15 protein-coding genes, 1 pseudogene and 2 riboswitches are annotated in these 20,722 nt (G+C 63.4%); of the genes and pseudogenes, 9 read left to right on the top strand and 7 right to left on the bottom strand.

Annotated features, from left to right (window positions below):
• The first annotated feature begins 459 nt into the window (after positions 1-459).
• Positions 460-705, top strand: coding sequence for an AlpA family transcriptional regulator (locus tag M0D64_RS20730; RefSeq protein ID WP_266259019.1), 246 nt, complete (start codon positions 460-462; stop codon positions 703-705).
• On the opposite strand, the gene M0D64_RS20725 is transcribed toward M0D64_RS20730, so the two are convergent.
• Positions 662-1,963: an integrase family protein gene (locus tag M0D64_RS20725; protein WP_266259018.1), complete on the bottom strand. Its 1,302-nt coding sequence runs from the start codon at positions 1,961-1,963 to the stop codon at positions 662-664. The genes M0D64_RS20730 and M0D64_RS20725 overlap by 44 nt on opposite strands.
• Before the next feature lie 737 nt (positions 1,964-2,700).
• Between M0D64_RS20725 and M0D64_RS20720 the strand changes: the two genes are divergently transcribed.
• The 4 genes from M0D64_RS20720 (at position 2,701) to M0D64_RS20705 (ending at position 8,106) form a co-directional block, all read left to right on the top strand.
• Positions 2,701-3,438 carry a response regulator transcription factor gene (locus M0D64_RS20720; protein WP_266259017.1) on the top strand — a complete coding sequence of 246 codons (738 nt, stop codon included), beginning with the start codon at positions 2,701-2,703 and terminating at the stop codon, positions 3,436-3,438.
• Complete coding sequence (locus M0D64_RS20715) at positions 3,435-4,886, top strand: FecR domain-containing protein (RefSeq protein ID WP_266259016.1); 1,452 nt, start codon at positions 3,435-3,437, stop codon at positions 4,884-4,886. The genes M0D64_RS20720 and M0D64_RS20715 overlap by 4 nt, the downstream gene beginning before the upstream one ends.
• A gap of 66 nt (positions 4,887-4,952) precedes the next feature.
• Positions 4,953-7,475 (top strand): CHASE2 domain-containing protein, encoded by a 2,523-nt coding sequence (locus tag M0D64_RS20710; RefSeq protein ID WP_266259014.1) that lies wholly within the window; start codon positions 4,953-4,955, stop codon positions 7,473-7,475.
• Positions 7,476-7,509: 34 nt separating this feature from the next.
• Positions 7,510-8,106 carry a DUF4136 domain-containing protein gene (locus tag M0D64_RS20705; RefSeq protein WP_266259013.1) on the top strand — a complete coding sequence of 199 codons (597 nt, stop codon included), beginning with the start codon at positions 7,510-7,512 and terminating at the stop codon, positions 8,104-8,106.
• 22 nt (positions 8,107-8,128) lie between these two features.
• Here the strand turns inward: M0D64_RS20705 and bluB are convergent, their stop codons facing one another.
• The 5 genes and pseudogenes from bluB to cobA all read right to left on the bottom strand — a co-directional run.
• A complete protein-coding gene (bluB, locus tag M0D64_RS20700) occupies positions 8,129-8,788 on the bottom strand; it encodes a 5,6-dimethylbenzimidazole synthase (protein ID WP_154566992.1) in 660 nt (219 codons plus the stop codon).
• Positions 8,772-10,070: a cobyrinate a,c-diamide synthase gene (locus M0D64_RS20695; protein WP_266259012.1), complete on the bottom strand. Its 1,299-nt coding sequence runs from the start codon at positions 10,068-10,070 to the stop codon at positions 8,772-8,774. The genes bluB and M0D64_RS20695 overlap by 17 nt, the downstream gene beginning before the upstream one ends.
• Before the next feature lie 3 nt (positions 10,071-10,073).
• Positions 10,074-10,676, bottom strand: a complete 603-nt coding sequence (gene cobO / locus M0D64_RS20690) for a cob(I)yrinic acid a,c-diamide adenosyltransferase (protein ID WP_054036361.1) — start codon at positions 10,674-10,676, stop codon at positions 10,074-10,076.
• The gene (locus M0D64_RS20685; protein ID WP_266259125.1) at positions 10,673-11,167 is read right to left on the bottom strand and encodes a cobalamin biosynthesis protein; all 495 of its coding nucleotides are present in this window, start codon (positions 11,165-11,167) and stop codon (positions 10,673-10,675) included. The genes cobO and M0D64_RS20685 overlap by 4 nt, the downstream gene beginning before the upstream one ends.
• Positions 11,168-11,206: 39 nt before the next feature.
• Positions 11,207-11,923, bottom strand: a pseudogene (gene cobA / locus M0D64_RS20680) (uroporphyrinogen-III C-methyltransferase); the annotation flags it as partial.
• Positions 11,924-12,146: 223 nt separating this feature from the next.
• Positions 12,147-12,375: riboswitch (cobalamin riboswitch) on the bottom strand.
• A gap of 79 nt (positions 12,376-12,454) precedes the next feature.
• A riboswitch (cobalamin riboswitch) is annotated at positions 12,455-12,728 on the top strand.
• Between the two features lie 183 nt (positions 12,729-12,911).
• Between cobA and cobW the strand changes: the two are divergent.
• The 4 genes from cobW to M0D64_RS20660 all read left to right on the top strand — a co-directional run bounded on the left by cobW (position 12,912) and on the right by M0D64_RS20660 (position 19,554).
• Entirely contained in the window at positions 12,912-14,012 is a 1,101-nt protein-coding gene (gene cobW, locus M0D64_RS20675) for a cobalamin biosynthesis protein CobW (RefSeq protein ID WP_266259011.1), read from the top strand.
• A gap of 6 nt (positions 14,013-14,018) precedes the next feature.
• Entirely contained in the window at positions 14,019-17,819 is a 3,801-nt protein-coding gene (cobN, locus tag M0D64_RS20670; RefSeq protein ID WP_266259010.1) for a cobaltochelatase subunit CobN, read from the top strand.
• Entirely contained in the window at positions 17,816-18,883 is a 1,068-nt protein-coding gene (locus M0D64_RS20665; RefSeq protein WP_266259008.1) for an ATP-binding protein, read from the top strand. Before cobN ends, M0D64_RS20665 begins: the two co-directional genes overlap by 4 nt.
• Positions 18,884-18,963: 80 nt before the next feature.
• Entirely contained in the window at positions 18,964-19,554 is a 591-nt protein-coding gene (locus tag M0D64_RS20660) for a VWA domain-containing protein (RefSeq protein WP_154566998.1), read from the top strand.
• 34 nt (positions 19,555-19,588) lie between these two features.
• Here the strand turns inward: M0D64_RS20660 and M0D64_RS20655 are convergent, their stop codons facing one another.
• Positions 19,589-20,530, bottom strand: coding sequence for a flagellar brake protein (locus tag M0D64_RS20655; protein WP_266259007.1), 942 nt, complete (start codon positions 20,528-20,530; stop codon positions 19,589-19,591).
• Positions 20,531-20,722 lie beyond the last annotated feature (192 nt).

The raw sequence follows: 20,722 nt of genomic DNA, 5'->3' as shown, positions 1-20,722 counted from the left end.
ATTGCCCAAAGGTGTATCCGGCTGAAATGACAATCCGTCGGGCAACCTTAGGGCCTGCAGATATCAGTCTGCGCACGCAACGTACGCCATGCTAAGTGGGGAACGGGAGTTCATATCCCTGACGCGCTGCCTGGGCTAGATATTCATTGAACCTGAAATGGAAAGAATCGTGCTTGAAGGAGCAGGATGGCGATGATTTTCGGCTCAGCCTCATTTGGTAAAGGACTACCGCGGAACTCGGAGGAAAGCCTACATCTGATCGATACACTGTTAAACGCAATTTTATTCCTAGGAGCGTATTTGCTGCGTTCGACGTTGCCCATTAGATTTGGACGTGCGCCTTTCCACCACGACATTGATGAGGTGTTATCGATGCCTCATCAATTCCCAGGTTGTTCCCCATCTAAACGGTGCAACGGGGATGGGGAGGACGCGTAACGTACGAAAGGTGAAGTCGCAATGAAAATTTGTTTCTCTCTGAAAGAAGTGGCAGAGGCGCTCTCACTGTCGCCGACGACCGTACAGAAACTGGTGCGCGAGAAAACGTTTCCCGAACCGAGGCTACTGTCGGGCCGGAGGGTAGGGTGGCTCGCACACGAGGTCCAGGAGTGGGCTGACGCGCGTCCGATTGCCGATCTCCTGCCGCCAGAGAATACAGGCGTTAGGAAGCGGCCAGTTCCTCAAGGCGGGAGGCCAGCTTCGTGAGCCACTCTCGCTTTTCGGCATCGTAGGTATAAAGGTTGTAGACCCCCACGATACCCGGCTTGATGTGTCCAATTATCTCTTCGGCTACCTCGTTCGCACATCCCATCGCGCCGAGCATCGTGCGCGCGGTGCGGCGAAGATCGTGTGGCGTCCATCCCGTCACAGGGATTGGACGATCACTCACCAGCTTGTTGTTTCCCTTCCAGTAGGGTTGGCAGCGGGCAATGATCTGCCCGACACTCGCTTGAGTAATGCATTTGCGTGACTTGGCTGGGCGGCGTCCCGATTTCGGCGCAGTGTAAGGAAATAAATAGCTGACGCCGTAAATCGCCCATCGCCTCCGGACGATCAGCTCAGCCCGACCGACGAGCGGTACGCGATGCGCAGTCGCACGTTCTATGCGCTTGTTTTTCGTCTTTGCCTTCGGAATAGTCCGCCAGAGACCATCCGTCTCTTCGCTCAACTCGACGCCCTGCATGGCGACAATCTCGTTGCCGCGTTGTCCTGTCCATAGATAGAGTTGCGCCACATCCGCTACATCCTTTTCAAGCACCTGCACCCACGGAACGAGAGCAGTGATCTCGGGGCCAGTCAGTACACGCTTGTCTGCGACACGCTCACCGTTGCGACTGCGGCCCTTGCTGCGCAGCCGCCCGCGCATGATCTGGCGCCACCAGTTTGGGGTATTTTCGGGAAGCCGGCCGGCATCGAGCGCGTAGTCCCATGCCGCGCTAAGTTCCATCTTGATGCGGTTCGCATAGGTTGGGCGATCTCGCAACCTTTCCAGCAGGTCGAAGGCCATCTTGCGAGTGACGGTTTCAGGAAGCTTGTCCAGAATCGGTTCGATGGGGCTGCCGAGTGCGTATCGAGTATTTGTCTGCACTGCGGGGCTAGCGTTGTGCTCGACGTGTCCAGCTAGATAATCGGCGACGAGGCACCGAACGGTATATGCACCGAGACCATGTTTGGCGTCCAGTGCGGCGACGTGCCCCCTGGCCCGGCGTCGCGCGAGGGCGGGATCTTCGCCAGTATCACGGATGCCTCGTTTTGTCTCCCACTGAACGACTGCGGCGGCGAGAGGCATTGCTGGCCAATCCCCGAGCTTGATTTGCCGCATGTTACCGTCGAGAGGCGATCGGTATCGGTACGTCCAAGTGCGTCGCGTCGCCGTAGCTTCAAGTCGTAAGCCGGGGAAGTCGTCGAACGCTATATGTTGTTGCGGCTGGAGGAGCTTGGCTCGTCTGGCGTCGAACTTCATCTTGGGTCTGATGTCGGTTTCCGGACTACTTCGGTTGGAAAAAAACCTACGCTAAATGTTACGCTGGCCGCGAAGTTTTGCAACGCGACAGCGCACGTCGCCACTACGTTGATTGATCCGATTGCTGTCTCAAGCGTTTGTTTTTAAAGTTGTTTTTGTGGTGTCTGTGTGTTTTGATGTATATCTGCAATCGCATCCTTAAACCGGTTTGACAATTCTTAAACGATTTATTTTGAGACTGTTCCTATACTGAGTCGCAAATTGTCAAATCGCTGTTTCCTGAACGCCGGGGGGCACAGCCCGATAGGACAAAAGGCAGACGGGGCCAACCATTGTGCGAGCGAGACCAGCCGACTCGAATAACGATCCATTGAGGTCGATTTCAGTAACAGGCAGAACCTGAGAGACGTTGGGGAAAATCCCATAGAACGGCCCGCAGTGGCCGAGCCGGGCCGGATAGCTGCATAAGTGCATCCGGGAAAAAGAACGGCCGTTTTCGATTATGATGATCTGCCCCCTGGGTAATCAGCGCGTTAAAGCCCAAAATGCGCGCTAATTTCGAGACAGTGGGGCGGCAGAACTGAACAGGGCGCGAGGCAAAGGACCGTTAATCGAAAAACAGTGCGGCCGAAGATGAAAACAGGAAGCTGGATCGTCGGTGTTCGCACCGCCATCCCGGCCATCTGCCGGCTCACCGGCCAACAGTTACGAAGGACGATGTCGCGTTGCGGGGTTTTATGAGAATTGCAGTCCTGGATGACGATTCGGCTCAAGCCGACCTTGTTTGCCAAACGCTGTCGGCGGCCGGCCACGTTTGTCATGCTTACGGCGCGGGCCGTGAACTGGTGCGGCAATTGCGGCGCCAGACCTTCGACCTGCTCGTGCTCGACTGGAACGTGCCCGACATGTCGGGCGAAGAGGTGCTGCGCTGGGTGCGCGAAAGCCTCTCCGAACGCTTGCCGGTCCTGTTCATGACGAGCCGCGGTCGCGAAACCGATATTACTTCGATCCTCAACACCGGCGCGGACGATTACGTCGTCAAGCCGGTCTCCGCGGCGGTCCTGCTGGCGCGCGTCGGCTCGTTGCTGCGCCGGGCGTATCACCTGAAGCCGTCTGCGGCGAAAGAAGTTTTCGGCGAATTCGAATTCGATCTGAGCGCGAAGCACGTGGTGGTGCGCGGCGCGACCGTCGCCGTGACGCAGAAGGAGTTCGAACTCGCGCTGCTGCTGTTCCAGCATCTGAGCCGGCCGTTGTCGCGCGCGCACATTCTCGACGTGATCTGGAAGCAGGCGACGGATATTCCGTCGCGCACGATGGACACGCACGTGTCGATGCTGCGCAGCAAGCTCGGCTTGCGCCCGGAATATGGCTATCGTCTGACGCCGATCTACGGCTATGGGTACCGGCTCGAGCGGATTGAATCCGGCTCGCCGTCCGTGGCCGCCGAAGAACGCCCCGATGCGGGGGATGCGTGACGGTTGCTTTCGATGGGGTAGCGTCCGGCCGCGCAGGTTCGCCGGGCTTGCGCGCCGGCGCGATGCTGGCCGCCGGCCTGATTGCGATGACGTGCTTCGCGCCGGTGTCGGCGGATGCGCAATCGTCGCGCGGGCCGAAGCCACGTACCAGAACGACTGCGCCGGTCTATGTGTCCTACGTGACTCACGACGGCGACACGTTGTACGAAATCGCCGGCCGCTATCTGCGCGACTCCGGCGATTGGGCCATGTTGAGCCGCCTGAATCATGTGCCCGCGCCACGCCGCTTGCCGGCCGGAATCACGCTGCGTCTGCCGGCCGACAGGCTCAGACAGGACCCCGAGTCGGCGCGCGTGATCGCGACGAGCGGTCCGGCGGAGCACGCTTTCGGCAAGAATCCTTATACGCCGCTCACGGCGGGCACGACGCTCGGCGAAGGCGACCGCATTCGCACCGGCCATAACGGCTTTGTCACGCTGGAGTTGTCGGACGGCTCCTACGTCACGGTGTCGCAGGATGGTGTGCTCGATATCGGCACGCTGCGGCGCACCGTGCTGACCGGCGCGGGCGATCGCGTACTCGATCTGAAGCATGGCGAAGTCGAGAGCCAGGTCACGCATGCCACCAAAAAGGACGACCGCTTCCAGATCCGCTCGCCATCGGTTGTGGCGGGCGTGCGCGGTACGCGCTTCAAGGTCGCCTACGACGGCGACGCACAAACCACGGCAGTGGAAGTGCTGGACGGCGCGGTCGGCGTCGACCCGGCCGCCGTCGATGGCCGGATCTCCGCGCCGGCACCCGGCGTGCCGCTGCAGGCGTCGGCGCAACTCGTCAAGGCGCGCTTTGGCAGTATCACGCGAGCCGGCGGCGCGATCGGCGGTCCGGTGGAATTGCTGGCCGCGCCGTCGCTTACCGATCCGGCAAAAGTGCAGGACGGCAAAACGGTCGCTTTCGACCTCGTCCCCGCCGAGCGCGCCGTGGCCTATCGCGTACAGATTGCGCGCGATGCCGATCAGCTCGACCTGATTCGCGATCTGCGCGTGAGTGCGCCGCATGCGGACTTCGGCGATCTGGCCGACGGTACGTATTTCGTCCGTATCGCCGCGATCGACGCGAACGGACTCGAAGGCCTGCCGCAGGTTTACGGTTTCGAGCGGCGCCAACTGGGTCTGGATGCGTCGGCAGGCCCGCGCGCCGGCAGCCTCGACTACGAATTCCGCTGGTTCGTCAGCCGTTCCACGGTCGAGACGCGCTTTCGCTTTGTGCTGGCCACGACCGCCGACCTGCGCCATCCGCTCGTCGACAAGACCGATCTGACGGGCGGCCAGATCGTGGTGAGCGACCTGCCGGGCGGCGTCTACTACTGGACGATTGTCGCCGAGCAGTTCGAAAACGGCCGCTTCTACGAGAAGAGCAGCGCGGTCCGCTCGTTTACGCTTGCACGCTGACGCTGGTAGATTCACGGGGCCGGGTCGACAATCGACCCGTTCCTTAGTTCTCAACCACGCCACGCTTTGCCGACCACACACACGCGCCTGAGCCTCGACCCGCGCGCCCGCCTCGGACGGCGTGCCGGCCGCCGCTTCCTGCTCGAATGGGTGGCGATCGGCTGCCTGGGCATCGTGGTGATTCTGCTCAGTTCGCTCGGCCGGCTGACTGCCGGCGTCGATCATCTGGTCTACGACCGGTTTCTGAGTCTGCGCGCGCAACCGTTGCTGCGCGATATCGTGGTACTCGAAATCGACAACGCCAGCATTGCGCAGCTTGGCCGCTGGCCATGGCCGCGCAGCGTCCACGCGAGGCTGCTGGAACAGATTGCGAAGGCGAAGCCCGCCACGGTGATCTACGACGTGCTGTTTACCGAAGCCAATGCCGAAGACACCGAGCTCGCCCGCGCGGTCGCCCTGAGTCCCACCTATCTGCCGATGCTGCTGACGCCGCCGGACAGCGCCGGCCAGCGCGTCGCGGTCGAGCCGGTGGCGCCGCTCGTGCATGCCGCAGCCGGGCTTGGGCATATCAACCTTGAAGTCGATAGCGACGGCATCGTGCGCAGCGTCGCGCGGTTCGAGGGCGACGCGAATTCGCGCTGGCCGCAATTGATGGTGCCGGTCGCCCAGGCCGTCGAGCGTGGCGCGGTGCAACTGAACGAGCGGCCGCGCCGGCCGTCTTCCGGTGAGGCGGCGGCCCAATCCGATGACCATGACGAAGGCGAGGGCCGCTTCCTGATTCCTTTCGGTCCGAACGCGCAGAACTACGCGAAGCTGAGTTTTGCGGATGTGCTCGCCGGCAATGTCCCCGCGGACAAGCTGCGCGGACGCATCGTGCTGATCGGCGTGACCGCGTCCGGCTTGTACGACCGCTTTGCCACACCGGTGTCCGGCGAGCTGGGGCCGCTGCCCGGTGTCTATATCCACGCGAACGTGCTCGATACGCTGCTGACCGGTCGCGAACTCGAGCCCGCCGAGCCCTGGGTGCTGTTCGCGGTGTCGCTGGCGCCGCTCGCCGCGCTGCTCGCAGGCTTTCTGGTGCTGTCGCCGCGTCGCTCGCTGCTGCTGACCGCCGCGTTGGGCGCGCTTGCCACCGTCGGCGGCGCGGCGCTGCTGTACGGCGCGCGGCTGTGGATGTCGCCGGTGCCGGCGATCGCCGGTTTGATCGTGGTGTATCCGATCTGGAACTGGCGGCGCCTCGAAATGACGATGGCTTATCTGCGCGAAGAGTTGCAACGCCTCGCCGACGAGCCGCACCTCCTGCCGGAAACGCCACAGCGCCGCCGCGAGTTCGGCGGTGACGTGCTGGAGCAGCATATGGCGCTGATGGCGCAGGCGGCGCAGCGCGTGCAGGACATGAAACGCTTCGTGTGGGACAGCCTCGACAGCATGCCCGAGCCGATCCTGGTGAGCGACGTGGAAGGCATCGTGCTGATTGCGAACCACGCCGCCAAGGCGCATTTCGCGCGTCTTGACGCACCGCTGCCGGAGGGCCGGCCGATGCGGGCCGTGTTGGGCGGCCTGACGCTGGTCAAGACCATCGATAGTGGCGCAGCGTCGGACGCCGAGAACAATCTCCTCGCGCATGCCCAGTGGCCGGCGCTGCTCGATCCCGCGCGCGGCGAGTTCGCCGAGCTGATGGCGCAAGGCGTCGAGGTGCGCGACGCCCACGAGCGCGACCATCTGCTGCGCTACGCGAATTGCACGAACGAGCAAGGTGAGACGACGGGCTGGATCGCGGGCCTGGTCGACGTATCGGCTTTGCACGCGGCCGAGCGCCAACGGGAAGACGCGTTGCGGCTGCTGTCGCACGATATGCGCTCGCCGCAGGCTTCGATTCTGGCGCTGGTGGAGATCGAGCGGGCGCGCAGCGAGCCGGTGCTCGCGCGTGGCCTGCTGGAACGCATCGAGCGTTATGCGCAACGCGCGCTGACGCTCGCCGACGATTTCGTGCAACTCGCGCGCGCCGAATCGCAAACCTATGTGCTCGAACCGGTGAGCATGACCGAGCTGTTGATCGACGCCAGCGACGAAGTCTGGCCGCAGGCCCACGCCAAGCGCATCACGCTGCAAACCGATACGGCCGGCGGGACCGATGCCGACGACGGCCACTGGATCTGCGCCGACCGCTCGCTGATGACGCGTGCACTCGTCAACATCCTGAACAATGCAGTCAAGTACAGTCCGCCGGATACGCGGATCACGTGCAGCCTGACGAGCCTCGGCGGTCCCAGTGCCCCGCGCGAGCTTGCGCAGATGGCCGCGCCTGGCGTGGCAAAACGTGTATCGTGCACGATTCGCGACGAAGGCTATGGGATTCCCGAGGAGCAGCAGGCGGGCCTGTTCGAGCGCTTCCGGCGCTTTCACGAGACGGAGCGGCCGGAAGTGGGCGGTGCCGGATTGGGCATGGCATTCGTCAAGACCGTCGTGACGCGCCATGGCGGCGATGTCGAGGTGGTCAGCGCGCCGGGCAAGGGGACCGCGTTTACGATTTCCCTGCCGGCACTCGACGAAGCGCAAGCCGACGTACCCACAATGCCACGCTCATGACTATGAACACTCATCTTATCGAAGCGAGAAGCCGGTGAAAGCGATATTGATCTGTGCTGTGCTGGCCGCGGCGAGTCTGACTGGATGCGCCGGTTTGAACGCCGACGTGCACACGGCGAATCCCTCGGCCGTGCTACAGGGCGAGCGCACCTATACGATTGCGCGCATGCCGTCGCAGGATGCCAGCGCGGATCATCCGCAATTTGAAACGATGCTGCGCGATGAGCTGGCGAAGAACGGCTTCACCGATTCGGCGGGCAAGTCCGCGCACTATTTGCTGTCGATTGCGTATGACACGCGGCCGGCCGCAATCGGCGTGGGCGCGAAGGACTGCACGCCAGGCGTGTGCGAACGCTCGCCCGAACCGCCGTTTTCGCTATTCGGCGGACGCGCTTATCAGCACGCGCTGACACTGCGGTTTTTCGAGCAGTCGAGCGGACAGGAAGTCTACAAGGTGAGTGCGGCCAGCAGCGATCGAGATGCCGACCCGCTGCATGCGATGCCTGTGCTCGTGAAAAGCGCGCTGGCAAAATTTCCGTTCGATGCGCCGCCTGACTGGCGCGTGAAACTGCGGGCCGATCAGGCGGGCGGCGTGCCGGATGTGGTTTCGGTCAAGCCTCTTCAGCCGTAGCAGTCAGAGGTCTGCGCCCGCGTTATTCCGGCGCTTTGTCGTCTGCCGGCCAGCGATTTTCGAACACGCAATCGGCGAGCGGCATGCGGCTCGCCCAGCGTTCGGTTTCCAGCATCGGCTCGCTGTAGAACTGATCGACGTGGCCGAGACACAGGATCGCCACCGGCCGTGCGCCCTCGGGCATATGCAGCAGCGTACGCACCGTGTCGACGTCGAATAGCGACACCCAGCCCATTCCCAGACCTTCCGCCCGTGCGGCCAGCCACATGTTCTGGATCGCGCACGCCACGGAAGCCAGGTCCATTTCCGGCAAGGTGCGGCGTCCGAAGATGTGACGCTCGCGGCCGTCCATCAGCGCCATCACCAGCAGTTCGCCGCATTCCAGCATGCCTTCCACTTTCAGCTTCATGAACTCTTCGCGACGCTTGCCGAGTGCGTCGGCGGTGGCGAGGCGTTCGCTTTCGACGCTCGCGTGCAGCGCCGTGCGCAAAGCCGGGTCGGTAATGCGCGCGATGCGCCATGGCTGCATGAAGCCGACGCTCGGCGCATGATGCGCCGCATCGAGCAGGCGTTGCAGCACGGCAGGGTCAACCGGGTCGCGCACGAAATGGCGCATGTCGCGCCGCTCGTAAATCGCGCGGTAGACGGCTTCGCGTTCGGAATCGTTAAAAGGCTTCGCCATGGAACAGGGCGGCCGTGAAGGCCGGGTTGGAGGGCCAATAAGCATGCATATAGGTTGCCACGATCGAGCCGGCGCGGAATACGGCCTCGCCGGGGGCATCGTTATTTGGCCGGGTGGCTGAACGCAGCGGCGTGAGCGGCGTCGTCAGCTTTGAGTAGTGAAATGTGTGGCCGGTCATTGAACCGTGCAGGCTGTCGATCTGTTGCATGCCGAGCGCGGTGAAGCGCGTTTGCATTGTTGCATGGCCGGGCAGCAGGCCGAGCATCGGCGTTGTGGTGCCGTCCGTGTCGGTCAACTGTTCAAGCAGGTAGAGCATACCGCCGCATTCGGCGACGACCGGTTTGCCTGCTGCAGCATGCGCGAGAATCGTTGCGGCACTGCGCAGATTGCGGGCGAGCAATTCCGCATGCAGTTCGGGATAGCCGCCTGGCAGGTACAGGGCGTCGGCATGCTCCGGCAGCGCTTCATCGGCGAGCGGTGAGAAATAATCGATGTGCGCGCCGAGTGTCGCCAACAGCGTGACGTTGGCTGGATAGATGAACGAGAACGCGGCATCGCGCGCAATGGCGATGCGCTTGCCTTCCAGAAGGCGCGGCGGTGCTTCTTCTATAGGCGTGCCGAATTCGACCGGCGGCGGCAATTCGGCCAGCGCGGTTTGCGCGAGTGCATCGGCGGCGCGATCCAGACGTGTGTCAAGATCGTCGATCTCCGCCGCCTGATGCAAGCCGAGATGGCGGTCGGGCAGCTCGATCTCGTCGTTGCCGCTGATGTGCCCGCACCAGCGCAGGTCCGGCGGCAAAGCCTCTTCAAGCATTTGCGCGTGCCTTGGCGAACCGACGCGATTGGCGAGCACGCCGTAAAACGGTACCTCCGGCCTGAATTGCGCAAGGCCGAAAGCGACCGCGCCGAAGGTCTGCGCCATGGCTTTCGCCGAAATCACCGCGAGTACCGGCACGCCGAACGTGGTTGCCAGATCGGCGCTGCTCGGTGTGCCGTCGAACAGACCCATCACGCCTTCGATCAGAATCAGATCCGCTTCGGCGGCCGCCTGCGCGAGCAGATTGCGACAGGCCGACTCGCCCACCATCCACAGATCGAGCGACAGGACTGGCGCCCCGCTGGCACGCGCCAGGATCATCGGGTCGAGAAAGTCGGGGCCCGTTTTGAATACGCGCACGCGTCGCCCCTGCCGCCGATGGTAGCGAGCCAGACCCGCGGTAATCGTGGTCTTGCCTTGGCCCGACGCGGGCGCGCTAATGAACAGGGCGGGGCACGCGGACATCGCTCAGAACTCCACGCCGCGCTGCGCTTTCACGCCTTGCTCGCGATACGGGTGCTTGACGATGCGCATTTCGGTGACGAGGTCGGCGGCTTCGATCAGCGCGTCCGGCGCGTGACGGCCGGTCACCACCACGTGCAGCATCTCCGCACGCGCGTTCAGTACCGACAGTACTTCGTCGAGCGGCAGGTATTCGTACTTCAGCACCGTGTTCAGTTCGTCGAGGATCACCATCTGATAGTCGCCGCTTTCGATCATGCGGCGTGCTTCGTTCCACCCTTTGCGCGCGGTGGCGATGTCGGCGTCGCGATTCTGCGTGTTCCAGGTGTAGCCGTCGCCCATCGTGACGAAGTCGCAATTGGCGATTGCGCCGAGGAAGTCGCGCTCCGACGTATGCAGCGCACCCTTGATGAATTGCACGACGCCGAGGCGCATGCCGTGCCCAAGCACGCGCACGGCCATGCCGAACGCTGCGGTGGTTTTGCCTTTGCCGGTGCCGGTATTGACGATCAGCAGACCTTTTTCGACGGTGGCGCTGGCCTGCTTTTTCTCATGGCCCTCGCGCCGGCGTTCGGTCATGCGCTGATGGGATTCGGGATCGGTCTTCATGGAAGGTCCTGTTCTTGAGTGTCGTCGTTTGTCTGTTCGCAGGCGCGGCGGGCGGTGGTCGATGCTATCGCGACTGTGACGCCGGCATGTACGGTTTTGCGCACGAGTAGCCGTGCGTTGGGGGTATCGGCTGCAAACGAGGCAATTGGGGTAATTGAGCCAATTGAGGCATGGGCTGCACCAGATTCGGCCGCCGCAGCGAGCAAGGCGCACGGCTCACAGACGCCGTCTATGCCGAGATGCTCGCGTGCGGCCGCCGACGGATCGTCCACGGAGATCGCCGCAATTTGCTCGCGGCTGAACAGCTTCAGCGGCAGCGCATGACGTGCGCAGAATTCGAGTAAGCCGGCTTCCTGGGCTTTGACGTCGACCGAGGCGATCGTGCTGATTTCATCGAATGGATGCGAGCCGAGCGTGGCACGTACAGCCGTTTCGATTTCCTCGGCGGAGCTGTGCAAACGACAACCGATACCGACGGTTAGCGTTTTCATTGCGTGTCCTCGGGGTTCGCTGCCAACATTCACCGCATGCCGCGCCAACGCCAGCGACGCCACACCGCCGATCACCACGATCGCCGGCGAGCCGAGCCCGGCGCGCGAGACCGTATCCGCGAACTCGCCGAGCCGCGCGAGCGCATGCCGTTGCTCGGGGCGCGTAGCCGATTCGATCGCCGCGCACGGCGTATCGGCGCTCATCCCGGCCGCGAGCAACGCGTCGACGATTTCGTTCAGCCGCCGCATGCCCATGTAAATCACCAGCGTCATCCGCGTGGCGACGAGCGCGGCCCAGTCCGGCTCGCCGCTGCCGGCGCCGTGTCCGGTGACGAACACCACACCTTGCGCGTGATCGCGATGCGTCACAGGAATGCCGATTGCCGCGGGCGCCGCAATCCCGGCGGTGATGCCGTTGATCACGTCCACGCTAATGCCCGCGGCATGTAGCGCCTGCTGTTCTTCTCCGCCGCGGCCGAACACGAACGGATCACCACCTTTCAAACGGGCGACGCTGCGTCCCGCCTGCAGATGCTCGAGCATCTGCGCGACGATGCCGGCCTGCGGCGTCGACGGATGCCCGCCACGTTTGCCGACGTACACGACCAGCGCGTCGGCGCGCGCGAACTGCAGCACGTCGGGGTTCACCAGATCGTCGACCAGGACCACATCGGCTTGCGCCAACGCGCGCGTTGCCTTGAGCGTCATCAGTTCGACATCGCCGGGGCCGGCGCCGATCAGCCAGGCGCGGCTCATTGCGGCGTGCATGGCGTGCGCCATGTCGTGATAAACGGAAACGGATGAGGCTCGATGAGGCCGGAGGCGACGGAAATTGAGGTCATGCGGTGCTACGGATTACGCGCGACGAATAACGCTGCTCGCCGCGTTTCTCACAGGGAAACGCCAACGGCCGCGCCACGTCGTGCTTCAGCGCCTTCACATCCGTCCCTCGCGGATTCCGGCGGCCGGCAGCGTGACGTTCGCTGCCTCCGCGTCTGGCCGGTATCCGGGCTGGCGGCCTCATGCGTTTTGCCTTCCCGTCCGGATTCGTCGGACAGTGGCATCAAAAACGCATGCGCGATGCGAAAGCACCGCAGGTCGCTTACCGTTGCGGGGACAGCACAGGTTGAGCGCAGCGAGCGCGGCCTGTTTCCCGTTTAACTGCACATGCGAACGCATATGCGGGCACCAAACGCGCGCATACGATAGCACACGGCGGGCCGCGCCGGCACTGTGGAAAGGCCTTGCCGCAGCCCGCGTTTCCTTGACGGCACGGGGCGCTCGGCCTACACTCGCACGCACTTTGGTGCTCGCGTGCGCGCTCGTGCGCATGCAGTTAAACGGGAAACAGGGTGCCCACCTGCAATGGACCGGGTCAACCTGTGCTGCCCCCGCAACGGTAAGCGAAAAGCGGTGCGTTCAAGAGCGCCGCGGAGCCGGCTTCGATGTCCACGCGCAAGGCCGCGTCGGCATATAACCACTGGGCGAGAAACCACTCGTCCGGGAAGGGGAAGCGGCGCTTTCGTCAGCCCGGATACCGGCCAGACTACGAAGAACGACCATCGCGGGGATGCGGTGGCGCGTTCATGACCTCATTCTCGTTTTCTGTTTTTCGGTTGCCTCGGCAACGCCGTTGTTCGTCCCCGTGTCTGGTTAATGTCGTGGTTTGGGGCATGTGCCCCGTTTGCCCAACCTGTACACAATGCCCCGGCGTGCACGAGCAACTCCTACGGATAGACCTCAGATGCAAACTCAAATGCGCAAGATCCCCGTCACCATCGTCACGGGCTTTCTCGGCAGCGGCAAGACCACGCTGCTGCGGCACATTCTTCAGCATGCGGGCGGCAAGCGCATCGCGGTGATCGTCAACGAGTTCGGCGAACTCGGCATCGACGGGGAAATCCTCAAGGGTTGCGGCATCGGTTGTGATGAAAACGGTGTTGAGGCTGAAGGGCAACTGTATGAACTCGCGAACGGCTGCCTGTGCTGCACCGTGCAGGAAGAGTTTTTCCCGGTGATGGAAAAGCTGGTGGAGCGCCGCGAGCAGATCGATCATGTATTGATCGAGACGTCCGGCCTCGCATTGCCGAAGCCGCTGGTCCAGGCGTTCAACTGGCCGCAGATCAAGAATAGCTTTACCGTCGACGCGGTCGTCACCGTGGTTGACGGCCCGGCGGCGGCGAGCGGCCAGTTCGCCGACAACCCGGTCGCCGTGGATGCGCAACGCAAGGCCGATCCGAATCTCGATCACGAATCGCCGTTGCACGAATTGTTCGAAGACCAATTGTCGGCGGCCGATCTGGTGATTCTGAACAAAACGGATCTGCTCGACGACGCGCAGCAGGCTTCTGTCGAGGCCATCATCCGCGAAGAAATTCCGCCGCAAGTGAAGATCGTGCGCGCGCAGATGGGTCAACTCGACCTGCATACGCTGCTGGGCCTCGAAGCGGCGTCGGAAGAAACGATCCATCTGCGCCACGACCATCACGGTTCGGCCGAAGACGCCGATCACCACCACGACGAGTTCGATTCGGTGGTGGTGCACGCGAATGTTTCGTCGCGCGACGCCGTGATCGCCGCGTTGCAAGGGCTCGTCGAAACGAACACGATTTACCGCGTCAAGGGTTTCGCAGCCTTGCCGGGCGCGGCGATGCGACTGGTGATCCAGGGCGTGGGCCGTCGTTTCGATAGTTACTTCGACCGGCGCTGGCAAGCGGGTGAAACCTGCGAAGGGCAGCAAAGCCGCTTTGTGCTGATCGGCGAAGACCTTGACCAGGCAGCGTTGCAAAAGGCATTCGACGCCGCGTTGGGCGCTGTGGCGAGCGCCCAGCCGCAACAGGCGTAATCGCTCATGCATCTGCTGCGCACTACGCCGGGCGGTTTTGTCGACGATACACAGGGCGTGATCCGGATCGATCAACGGCCCGCCGATATCGTGGTGCTCAGCTCCGCGGATACCACGCTGTCGTTGCTCGCGAGCGTGTTTCCTCGTCTGGGCGCGGGTTTTCCGAGCGTGCGGCTTGCGAACGTCACGTATTTGCGGCAACCGGCTTCGGTCGATTTCTATGTCGAAGACGTGTTGCAGCATGCGCGTGTCGTGGTGGTCGATCATCTCGGCGGCGAGGCGTACTGGCCGTATGGCATCGAACAGGTGGTCGCTCTCGCCGAGCGCAAGCAGCAGACGCTCGCGATGTTCTCCGGCGATCTGCAGGAAGACCCGAATCTGCTCGCGCGCAGCACCGCCGACGCCGATCTGTGTCATCAGCTTTGGCGCTATCTGCGTGAAGGCGGCCCGCAGAATGCCGAGGCGTTCCTGCGCTTTCTCGCGTACCGCGCGCTTGGCTGGGGGCGCGAGCCTGCGCTGCCGCGCGCGTTGCCTGCCGCGACGCTCTACCATCCCGAACGCGACACGCCGACCATTGCCGACTGGCAAGCGCGCTGGCGGGAGGGCGCGCCGGTCGCCGCGATTCTGTTCTACAAGGCGCATCTGCAAGCGGCCAACACGGCCGTGTTCGACGCCCTGATCGATGCGCTCGAAGCACAAGGACTGAATCCGCTGCCGATCGCGATTACCTCGCTTAAAGATGCGATGAGCCGCGACGTCGTACAGCAGTTGTGCGCGCAACATGATGTCGCGCTGGTGCTGAATACAACCGCATTCGCCGCGTCCGCTATCGATGACCCCGAGCCGCTTGCGCTCGCTGGCGACGCACCGGTAATGCAGGTGATCCTGAGCGGCGGTAATCGTGAAGATTGGGTCAAGGACAATCAGGGCCTCAACTCGCGCGATATCGCCATGCATATTGCGCTGCCGGAAGTGGACGGCCGCATCATCACGCGGGCGATCAGCTTCAAGGGCCTCGCCTATCGTTGTCCGCATACCGAAGTCGACGTGGTCCGCTACCAACCGGACCTCGAACGCGTCGGCTTTCTGGCCGAATTGAGCCGCCGCTGGTGCCGTCTGCGCACGCTCGATAACGCGGACAAGAAACTTGCGCTGATCCTCGCCAACTATCCGATGAGCGAAGGGCGCATCGGCAATGGCGTGGGGCTCGATACGCCGGCCTCGGTGGTCGGCATTCTGTCCATGTTGCGCGATGAGGGATATCGCGTGGCCGAGCTGCCCGCCGACGGCGACGCGCTGTTGAAGAAGCTGACCGAAGGCGTCACCAACGACCCGGTCGTGCGTGACTTGCGGCCTGCGTTGCAAAGCCTCGCGCTCGGCGAATATCTTGTGTACTTCAATGCGTTGCCCGCCGAAGCTCGCAATGCGCTGAACGCGCGTTGGGGCTCACCCGAGCAGGATCCGACACTGCGGCGCGGCCGTTTCATGATCGCGGGCTGGCGTTGCGGGCAGGTGTTCGTCGGGATTCAACCGTCGCGTTCGCGCGAGCAGGGTGATTACGCGAGCTATCACGACGCTGAACTCGTGCCGCCGCATGCGTATCTGGCGTTCTATTTCTGGCTGCGTCATCAGTTCGGCATCGACGCGGTCGTGCATGTCGGCAAGCACGGCAATCTCGAATGGCTGCCCGGCAAGAGCGTCGCGTTGAGCGATGCCTGCTGGCCCGATCTGATTCTCGGTCCGATGCCGCATCTGTATCCGTTCATCGTCAACGATCCGGGCGAGGGCAGTCAGGCGAAGCGTCGCGCGCAGGCCGTCATCATCGATCACCTGATGCCGCCGCTCACGCGCGCCGAAAGTTACGGGCCGTTGCAGGACCTCGAGCGCCAGGTCGACGAATACTATGAAGCACTGATGGTCGACCCGCGCCGCTCGAAGCTGTTGAGGCGCACCATTCTCGCGACCATCGTCGAGCATAAGCTGCATGACGAGTTGAGTCTTGCGGAGCCGAACGGTCAGGACGATGAAGATGCGCTGCTGACGCGCGTCGATGCGTGGCTGTGCGAGTTGAAGGAGGCGCAGATTCGCGACGGCTTGCATACGTTCGGGCAGTCGCCTGAGGGTGTGCAGCGGCGCGATACGTTGCTGGCGCTGGGGCGCTTTCCGGTCGGCGATGGCCAGGGCGGCAAGGCTGGTTTGATCGACGCGTTGGCGCGCGATCTGCTGATGGATCATCTGTTCGATCCGTTGTCGGTGGACTGGGCTGCGGCGTGGGACGGTCCACGTCCTGAGGTATTGCAGCGGGTGAGCGATGCGCCCTGGCGGCATTGTGGCGATACACGCGAGCGTCTGGAACTGCTGGCGGCTGAGATGTTGCGTGAAGTGTGCGGCCATGAAACGTCTGATGCGGCGCCCGCAAGCGGAACTTTGCCGCAAGCCGAACGTGTGATCGAACGTCTGCGCAACGACGTATTGCCGCGGCTCGACGCTTGCGGTCCGCAGGAAATGCTGAACCTGAAGCGCGGCCTTGAGGGGCGTTTCGTGCCGCCGGGGCCGAGCGGTTCGCCGTCGCGCGGACGACCCGACGTGCTGCCTACCGGCCGCAATTTCTATTCGGTCGATACGCGCGCAGTGCCGACGCAAGCGGCATGGTCGCTCGGTTTGAAATCCGCGCAGCAGTTGATTGAACGGCATTTGCAGGAGAAGGGCGACTATCCGCGCGCGATCGGCCTCTCGGTATGGGGCACCGCGACCATGCGCACCGGTGGCGACGATATCGCCCAGGCACTCGCTTTACTCGGCGTGCGGCCGAAGTGGGCTCCAGGCAGCCATCGCGTGACCGATTTCGAAATCATGCCGATCGAGGCCTTCGACCGGCCGCGTATCGACGTCACGTTGCGCGTATCCGGCTTTTTCCGCGATGCCTTCGCGAACGTGATGCATCTGTTCGACGCCGCCGTGCAGGCCGTGGCCGAACTCGACGAGCCCGAAAACCTGAACCCGATCCGCGCGCGCGTGCTGCGCGAACGCGACGCGCTGATTGCGCGCGGCATGGACGCCGCCGAGGCGCGCAAGCGCGCCTGCTGGCGCGTGTTCAGCGCGCGGCCCGGCGCGTATGGCGCGGGCCTGCAGGACATGATCGACTCGCAGCAATGGCAGACCGACGCCGATCTGGCGAACGCCTATCAGGCGTGGGGCGGTTACGCCTACACGCAGAAAAGCGCCGGCGAAGAAGCGCGCCAGGCATTCGGCACACGTCTCGCCGCAATGGACGTCGTGCTGCAGAACCAGGACAACCGCGAGCACGACCTGCTCGATTCGAACGATTACTACCAGTTCCAGGGTGGCATGGTCGCGGCGGTACGGCACCTGACTGGCACTCAACCACAGATCTATCACGCGGATCACAGCAATCCGGCCGCGCCACGCGTGCGCACGCTGCATGAAGAGATCGCGCGGGTGGTCCGCTCGCGCGTGGTCAATCCGAAATGGCTCGATGGCGTGAAACGCCATGGCTACAAGGGTGCCGCCGAAATCGCGGCGACGGTCGACTATCTCTACGGCTACGACGCAACCGCGCGCGTGATCGCCGATCATCAATATGCGCTCGTCACCGACGCTTATCTGAACGACGCCGACACACGCGAGTTCTTGCAACGGCACAATCCGCACGCCATGCATTCGATCTGCGAGCGTCTGCTCGAAGCGATGCAGCGCGGCTTGTGGCAGGCGCCCGGCGACTATCGCGCGCAAGTCGAACAGCATCTGCTCGCGAGCGAGCAGCAGATCGAAGGAATGCAAACATGAATGCTGCGACCCAACGGCTCGCTTTCCCCTTTGCCGCGCTGATTGGCCAGACGCCATTGCAGCAGGCGCTCCTGCTCGCTGCGATCGATCCTGGTCTGGGTGGCGTGCTGGTGAGCGGGCCCCGCGGCACGGCGAAGTCGACCGCGGCGCGCGCGCTCGCGGAGCTGTTACCCGAAGGGCAATTGGTGAATTTGCCGCTCGGCGCAAGTGAAGACCGCTTGATTGGCACGCTCGATATCGAAACGGTGTTGCGCGACGGCTCGATGCGTTTTTCGCCTGGCTTGCTCGCGAAAGCCCATCGCGGCGTGCTGTACGTCGATGAAGTGAATCTGTTGCCCGATGCGCTCGTCGATGCGTTACTCGATGCGGCTGCCAGTGGTGTGAATACCATCGAACGCGATGGCGTCTCGCATAGTCACGATGCGAGCTTCGTGCTGATCGGCACGATGAATCCGGAAGAAGGCGAGTTGCGGCCGCAATTGATTGATCGCTTTGGTTTGATGGTCGGGTTGCAGAACTGTTTTGAGCCACAGGTGCGTCAACAGATCGTCAAGGCACGTCTGGCATTCGATCTCGATCCGCAGGGTTTTCGTGCCGGCTATACGCAGCAACAGGAAACGTATGTTCAGCGGATTCATGCGGCACGTGAAGTGCTGCCGCAACTTGACTTCGACGACGCCGTGCATGCGCATGTGAGTGCGCTGTGCATCGACGCGGCGGTCGATGGGTTGCGTGCCGATCTCGTGATGTTGCGCGCGGCGCGGGCATTGGCGGCGCTGGAGCAGGCGGCTGCGGTGACGACGGAGCATGTCGAACGGGTCGCTGAGTCGGTGCTGATGCATCGGCGCCACGATCGCGAGACGCGTGCAGGTGGCGACGCACGTGAGAGTGAAGCGCCGCGGCAGGTTGTCGACGATGCGGATGCTGCGTCCTCGCCATCTTCACTAGATTCAACGTCAAGCGCCGCCGCTGCCGGCGATAGCGATTGGGGTTACTTGTCACCGCAGCCCGCGGGCGTCGCGCAGGTGAAAGGCGTCATTCCGCTCAACGCAAAAAAACGCTGAGCCATCGGAAGGGTGCCGCCGCTGACTCGCGCAGCGGTTTTCGATGGCGGCAAGGTGCCGGCGCAGGTCCGCGTAGCCGCTTGCAAGGTGCGCCGGGCAAGCGCATTGCATGGCTGCCGACGCTCATCGCAATGCGTCAGGACACGTTGCGCACCGAGCATCTGCGTTTCGCGCGAGAGGCGCCGCGGGGCGGGGTGCTGCATTGCTTTGTGCTCGATTGCTCCGGTTCCATGCTTGGCGGCCAACGCCTCGCGCTCGCCAAGGGTCTGCTGATCGCGTTGTTCGATCGCGCCAGCGCCGCTCGCGCCGAGGCGGCGCTGGTGTGTTTTGGCGGGGCTGGTGCCGATCTGCGCTTCGGTCCGGCTGTGCCGCGCTGGTGGAACGAGCGGTGGCTAAGACCGGTGGGCGGGGGCGGTGGGACGCCGTTAGCGTCCGGCGTACGTCATGCCGCGCAGGTGCTGGAGCGCAGCGTCCGACGCAAGCCCGCGCAGCAGCGCTGGCTGTGGATTCTGACCGATGGGCGCAGTGGCGATCAGCCGACGCGGCCGCGCCACGCGGATGAGGTGGTATTCGTCGACTTCGAGCGAGCGGCGATACGGCTGGGCCGTTGCCAGGCACTTGCCGATGCATGGGGCGCGGCGCTGTTTACGCCGGACGAACTGATCGCCTGAGTCTGAGCGACACGCGCGGCACGTTTTCGTGCGCTTATTTCAAACCGTTGGACCAGTACTGCACATCGTCCTGGCGGTCGAATACGAAGACTTTCATCGCCATCTGTTGCGCGGCGTCGAGTTGATCGAGTTCGAGGCCATGGGTCGACGGCTCGCCCGGCGCACTGCCTTTCTGCACGTTGCGGATGACTGCGGTGGTTTCGATCTCCGTTTGCATCTCCGCCGATTTGAGGCAGAAGGCGATGCGCAGTCGTTCGCCGACTGCACCCAGCGTCCACGAAGTGGCCAGCGACATGCCGAGTGCGCTGATGCTTTTGGCGAGGCCCAGACCGTCGTATGAGTCGCCGGTTTCGCCGATGCCGAAGCGCACCGCGAGGTGCGCGTGGACGCGGATCGACTTGCGTTCGCGCAGGCGGCGGATCACGCCGGGCTTCGATAGCACCACGTAGTCGAATGGGGCGCGGCACACGGCCTCGACCGTGCAGACGAAACGAAACACGGCATGGCTTGCTATGGCGACGATCTCGATGTTTTCACCGAGGCGCAGCGGGAGGATGCGGCCATCTTGCAGTGGCGGCGTGACGAAGAGCGCGTGGTTGGGCGCGAAGCCGATGATGCGGCATGGATGCATGGGGGCGCCGCTGCCGAGCTGGGAGCGCACGCCGATTAATGCACCTATCGTCAGGTGCATGTCTTTTAGTGTGAGGTTGCCGGCGGTGTCGGCGGGGTGGTCGGTTTGGGACTCCGGTTGTGGGGCCTTTGCTAGCAGGTCGCCGCGGTGCGGGTGGAAGTTGTCGAAGAGGAATTTACGCTCGTCCGTGGTCGCCAGGATGGTGCCGCCGGCGAAGAGGAGTGTGCCGTCGGAGTCTGCGATCGGCCAGTCGAGTGGGGTGCCTACCGGGACGGCTTCCAGAGTCAACGACGGTGTTGGGGCCGTGGCTTGGGCTTCGGCTTGGGCTTCTGTCTGGTTTTCCATGGTCGGCGGCTAAATATGTGGCGGGATTACTTGTTTACGGCTGTGCTGGGCGGGAGCTTTAGGGGTTGTTTGTCTAGGGGCTGTGGTTTTCCTTGATTTGTTAGTGGTCTATTGGCGTTGCCCCTGTGCGGGGCGCACACCTACTTTTCTTTGCCGGCTGCAAAGAAAAGTAGGCAAAAGAAAGCAGCTCAA

The organism is Paraburkholderia sp. WS6, assembly GCF_030464835.1.
Taxonomy (GTDB): Bacteria; Pseudomonadota; Gammaproteobacteria; order Burkholderiales; family Burkholderiaceae; genus Paraburkholderia; species Paraburkholderia madseniana.
Note: the sequence above shows the minus strand (reverse complement) of the source record. Positions and strands in the feature narration are given on the sequence as shown.